The organism is Micromonospora sonchi, from assembly GCF_014646235.1.
GTDB lineage: Bacteria > Actinomycetota > Actinomycetes > Mycobacteriales > Micromonosporaceae > Micromonospora > Micromonospora sonchi.
Genome location: NZ_BMNB01000066.1, coordinates 1 through 4,408 on the forward strand (window position 1 = coordinate 1; position 4,408 = coordinate 4,408).

5 protein-coding genes and 2 pseudogenes are annotated in these 4,408 nt (G+C 71.1%); 2 read left to right on the plus strand and 5 right to left on the minus strand.

The window, feature by feature from the left end:
* Positions 1-147 precede the first annotated feature (147 nt).
* Positions 148-285, plus strand: a pseudogene (locus tag IEY61_RS30675) (RNA ligase RtcB family protein); the annotation flags it as partial.
* Entirely contained in the window at positions 282-800 is a 519-nt protein-coding gene (locus IEY61_RS30680; protein WP_189050806.1) for a peptide chain release factor-like protein, read from the plus strand. The pseudogene IEY61_RS30675 and the gene IEY61_RS30680, both read left to right, overlap by 4 nt.
* On the opposite strand, the gene IEY61_RS30685 is transcribed toward IEY61_RS30680, so the two are convergent.
* The 5 genes and pseudogenes from IEY61_RS30685 to IEY61_RS30705 all read right to left on the minus strand — a co-directional run.
* Positions 739-1,503, minus strand: coding sequence for an SIR2 family NAD-dependent protein deacylase (locus IEY61_RS30685; RefSeq protein WP_189050808.1), 765 nt, complete (start codon positions 1,501-1,503; stop codon positions 739-741). The genes IEY61_RS30680 and IEY61_RS30685 overlap by 62 nt on opposite strands.
* A gap of 103 nt (positions 1,504-1,606) precedes the next feature.
* On the minus strand, positions 1,607-2,104 hold the full coding sequence (locus IEY61_RS30690) for a DinB family protein (protein ID WP_189050810.1): 498 nt from the start codon (positions 2,102-2,104) through the stop codon (positions 1,607-1,609).
* A 45-nt stretch (positions 2,105-2,149) separates the two neighbouring features.
* Positions 2,150-3,013: an arginase family protein gene (locus IEY61_RS30695; protein WP_229706642.1), complete on the minus strand. Its 864-nt coding sequence runs from the start codon at positions 3,011-3,013 to the stop codon at positions 2,150-2,152.
* A gap of 105 nt (positions 3,014-3,118) precedes the next feature.
* A complete protein-coding gene (locus tag IEY61_RS30700) occupies positions 3,119-4,135 on the minus strand; it encodes an alpha/beta hydrolase-fold protein (RefSeq protein WP_189050814.1) in 1,017 nt (338 codons plus the stop codon).
* Positions 4,136-4,225: 90 nt separating this feature from the next.
* Positions 4,226-4,408, minus strand: a pseudogene (locus tag IEY61_RS30705) (IS5/IS1182 family transposase); the annotation flags it as partial.

Genomic DNA, 4,408 nt, shown 5'->3' on the forward strand with positions numbered 1-4,408 from the left:
GGATGCATGATGGGACGGCGGGCACGAAGCCTCCAGTGATCACAGAGCGTAGACAACTCGATGATCACCGACTTCGTGCCCGTTTCACTACCCCACGTCCTCACCGTCACCTACTGGCGGACGCTCTTAGGCGGCAGAGGATGTCAGAAACGCATCGAGCAGGTGATCGCCGACCTGGTCGAGCACCGACTGGCGGCACCGGTGGCGACCACGATCCCACTGGTCACGTACAAGACGGCCGACGTCGGGCTGGGACGGGGAGGCCGCAAGCGGGGGCGGCGGTGAGCGCCCAGCTGCTCCTGTCCGCCGGCCGTGGACCGGAGGAATGCGCCTGGGCGGTGGCCCGGCTGCTGCGCCGCCTGGAGACCGACGCCACCCGACGACGGTTGACCACCCACCGGGTGGACACCGTTCCTGGTGACCGGCCCGGCACCTTCCGATCGGCCGTGGTCGAGATCCACGGTGCCGGCGCCGAAGCGTTCGCCGCCACGTGGACCGGCACGCTGTGTTGGCAGGCACCGAGCCCGTACCGGGCCGGCGCCGGGCGAAAGAACTGGTACGTCACCGCCCGACCGTGCCGGCTGGAGACCGCCATGACCCCGTTCCGGGAGTCGGACGTCGAGATCGAGGCCTGCCGCACCGGCAGTCCGGGTGGCCAGCACCGCAACAAGGCCAGCACGGTCCGCTGGCGCATTCACGACCAGCTGGTACGCGGCAATCCGCCCGGGTTGAACGTCCCTAGTCCCAGGCGGCGTGTACCAGGGCGGGAAGCAGGTCGGCCGCCGGGCCGTACAGGTTGACCCGGGCCACCGCGTCCAGCGGCGTCGGCAGCGGATTGATCTGGATCACCGTAGCGCCGCGTCGCGCGGCGACCTGGGGGATCTCGGCGGCCGGATAGACCAGGCCGGAGGTGCCCACGGTCAGCAGCAGGTCGCAGTTGGCGGCGGCCTCGACGGCGGCTTCCAGCACCTCGGGCGGCAACGCTTCGCCGAACCACACCACACCGGGCCGGACAGGGGCCGCGCAGCGCGGGCAGCGCGGCGGTGGGGTGCGACGCCCCTCGGTTGGCTCGGGCGTCGTGTCGTCGGCAACCGGTACCGGGTGGGAACACCGGGAGCAGCGCGGCGCGAACAGACTGCCGTGCAGGTGCAGCGGGGCGACCGAACCGGCCCGCTCGTGCAGGTCGTCGACGTTCTGCGTGATCAGCACGGCGTGTGGGGCACGGGCTTCGATCGCCGCGACGGCCCGGTGTCCCGCGTGCGGCTCAGCCCGCCGCACCGCCTGGCGTCGCCATTCGTACCAGCCGTAAACGAGTTCCGGGTCGGCGTGGAACGCCTCCGGTGTGGCGAGGGCCTGCGGGTCGTAGCGCTGCCAGAGCCCGGTGAGGGCGTCGCGGAAGGTCGGCACGCCGCTCTCCACGGACATGCCCGCACCGGTGAAGATCACGACTCGGCTGGCCTGCCCGAGCATTGTCGCGGCCGCGACCAGGTCCGACTCTGCCATCCGTACGCGCTCCTCTCGCATCGAGCACGGACGGATCGAACGCACGGCTCCCCTACCGTGTCGGCAGCCGAGCATCACCGCGCGGCGCGGCAGCCCGGCCGCGTCAGTCGGCGAGGATCTGCTCGCGGAGGATGTCCGCGTGCCCGCAGTGCTGGGCCAGCTCGCGCAGCACGTGCAGATACACCCAGCGCAGCGGAAGCGAGCCGCGCCGGTTGCCGTGCACCAGGTCGTCCAGGTCGAGCGACGCCGTCGCGCGGCGGGAATCCGCGCAGGCTTCCCGGTGTGCCCGCTGCACGTCGGCGATGGTGTCGGCGTCGTCCAGGATGAAGGACTCGTCCGGCGTGGCGGGGATGCCGATCTCGTCCCGTGAGCGGCAGGTGACGGCCTCGTCGAACCAGACCTTCTCCACGAAGGTCACATGCTTGACCAGCCCCAGCAGGGTGGTCCGGGACGGCACCAGCGCCCGGCGGGCCTGCTCCTCGGTCAGCCCGTCCAGGCAACTGTTGAGCGCGGCGCGGTGCTCGTCGAGGAACGCCTCGAACTGGGCCCGCAACGGTTGGTGGAACACGTCCTCGGCGGTGGTCGTCGCTTGAGCAGACATGGGCGAAGCATCCCAAAGCCACCGCTGGACGGCAACGAGCACGCCCTACCGGTCCCGTTCGTCGGTTCGGCGTGTCGGCGTACCGGTCTCGGCCGTGCGGCCGTCGAGGACGGTGCGCAGGGTGCCGGCGAGTTCGGTGAGCAGCTCAGGGTGCCGGGATCCGTCGGATTCGTACTCACAGACGCACACTCCGGCGATGGCGAACCGCGCGGCGAGTGCCCGTACCGAGTCGACGAGTTGGTGGCGGGTCAGCCCACCGGGCTCCGGGGTGCCGACGGCGTCGAACTCGTCCGGGTCGAGTACGTCCAGGTCGATGTGCAGGTACACGGCGTTCGCGCCGGTGGCCGCGACCTCGTCGGTGAGCGCGGTCGGGTCGGCGAACCCGGACGGTGGGACGTGCCGGATCGACTGCTCGGCGAGGAACCTCCGCTCGTCCGGGTCCAGTGCACGCACCCCGGCCAGCACCACCTGCTCCGGGCGCAACGTCCGAACCGGAGCCAGCTCCGGCGGGCCGGCACCGAGCAAGGTCCGCAGGACCATGCCGTGGAAGGCGCCGGACGGCGACGACGCGGGAGTGTTCAGGTCGGCGTGGGCGTCGAACCAGACCACGGCCAACCGGTCGCCGTGCTGCGCCAACGCCGATTCCACGGGTGCCACGTCGACCCCGCAGTCCCCGCCGATGGTGAGCAGCATCCGCCCGTCGGACCGGACGTCGGCACAGGCGGCGCGGATGGCGCGGAGGTTCGCCACCAGCGTGTCGAGGGCGACGACGCCGTCCCGCCGTCGCGTGGGCATGCCGTCCGTCGCGACCCGCACCCGGGCGGTGCCGGGGAACAATCCGGCCAGTTCCGCCGCGCCCCGGCGCAGCCGGTGGGCGCCGGGCGAGCCCGACCCCTGCCACTGCGGCACCTCCAGAAGGGTAATCCCCGGCAAAGTGCACCCCGCTTTCGTCGGTGTTACGACCGCGGCGTCGCCGAAGGCGGCGGGCCGCGCTGACTACTCCCCCGCCGGTGGTCAGCCGTCGGTGTCGGGCAGGATGCCGCAGCGGCGGCTGGTGGTGGGATCGCGTCGGGCCGCCTCGGTCAACTGTGGTTCGAGCATGACCCGCAGTGCCACCGGCGCGCTGGGCGCGCTCGGGTCCAGCTCAGGCGGTGTGCCCTGGCGTCCACCGGCAGCCCAGTCCCGCCAGGACGATTCGCGCTGTCGGTCGGCCTCGCTACGGTCCTGCCCGACGGCGGCGCGCTGGGCCGCGGCGATGAACGCCAACGCGGCACGCTGCGCGGCGAACGCCTCGGGTCCCAGGTGGTCACCGTCGTGGACGAGGTGGTATTCGTGGCCGACGTCAAGATCCCAGAGTGCCCGGTGGAGCTGCTCGGTGCCGTCGTGCAGGGCGAACACGTCCCGGTCTCCACAGCGCAGGAAGATGGGCAACCCGCTGCCTCGGATCGCCTCGGCATTGCCGCCCAGCCGATGCAGGACGCTGTTGGCGGCGAACCCGTCGCCCTCGCCGGTCATCTCACGCCCCAGTTCAGCGAGCACGTCGAGGGTGTTTCGGGGGCGCAGCTGGGTGGGCGTCAACGCGGGAAGCAGGGCCGGCGCGACGGCCGCGACGGAGCGCCAACGAGCCGGCTCCGCAAAGGCGATCTTGAGAGCGCCGTAACCACCCATCGAGGCGCCGAGCAGCGAGACGCGGTTCAGGTCGACGGCGTACCGCTTCGCCAGCGCCTGCGGGAAGCCCTCGGCTATCAGGCTTTCCCAGGCGTTGCCGGGCCGGTCGATGTAGAAGCCGCCGACTGTCGGCGTGGAGGCGCAGGCGACCACCGACTCGGGCAGCGACCCGTCGGCCCACAGCTGGTCGACCATCGGTTGCAACATCGCCAGGACGTCCCGGGAGGAGTTCGCGCCGTGCAGCACCAGGATGAGCGGCAGCGACTCGTCCCTCGTCCAACCGTCGGGCGTGAGAACGGCGTAACCCACCTCGCCCTCCACCAGCGGATCCTGGTACGAGTCACGGGTGAGACGGCTACTCATGGTCGCCACCATCGCACAGCGGGAACACCGTCGGCACGCATTATTCGGGCCTGCCGCAGCCAAGCGCACCTTAGTGCGTCCGCCAGTAGGTCATCGGATGCGAGGGCTGCGGGGTCGGGTTTCCCATCGGTAGTGTTTCCAGGCTTGGACGATGAGGCTGCGGATCGTGATGAGGATGCAGGCCGCGTCGAGGTAGAAGTCGACGCATGGGCGGCGGCGTTCGGTGTTGCGTCTGATCTTGCCGAAGTTGTTGCACCACGAGTTCGTACGTTC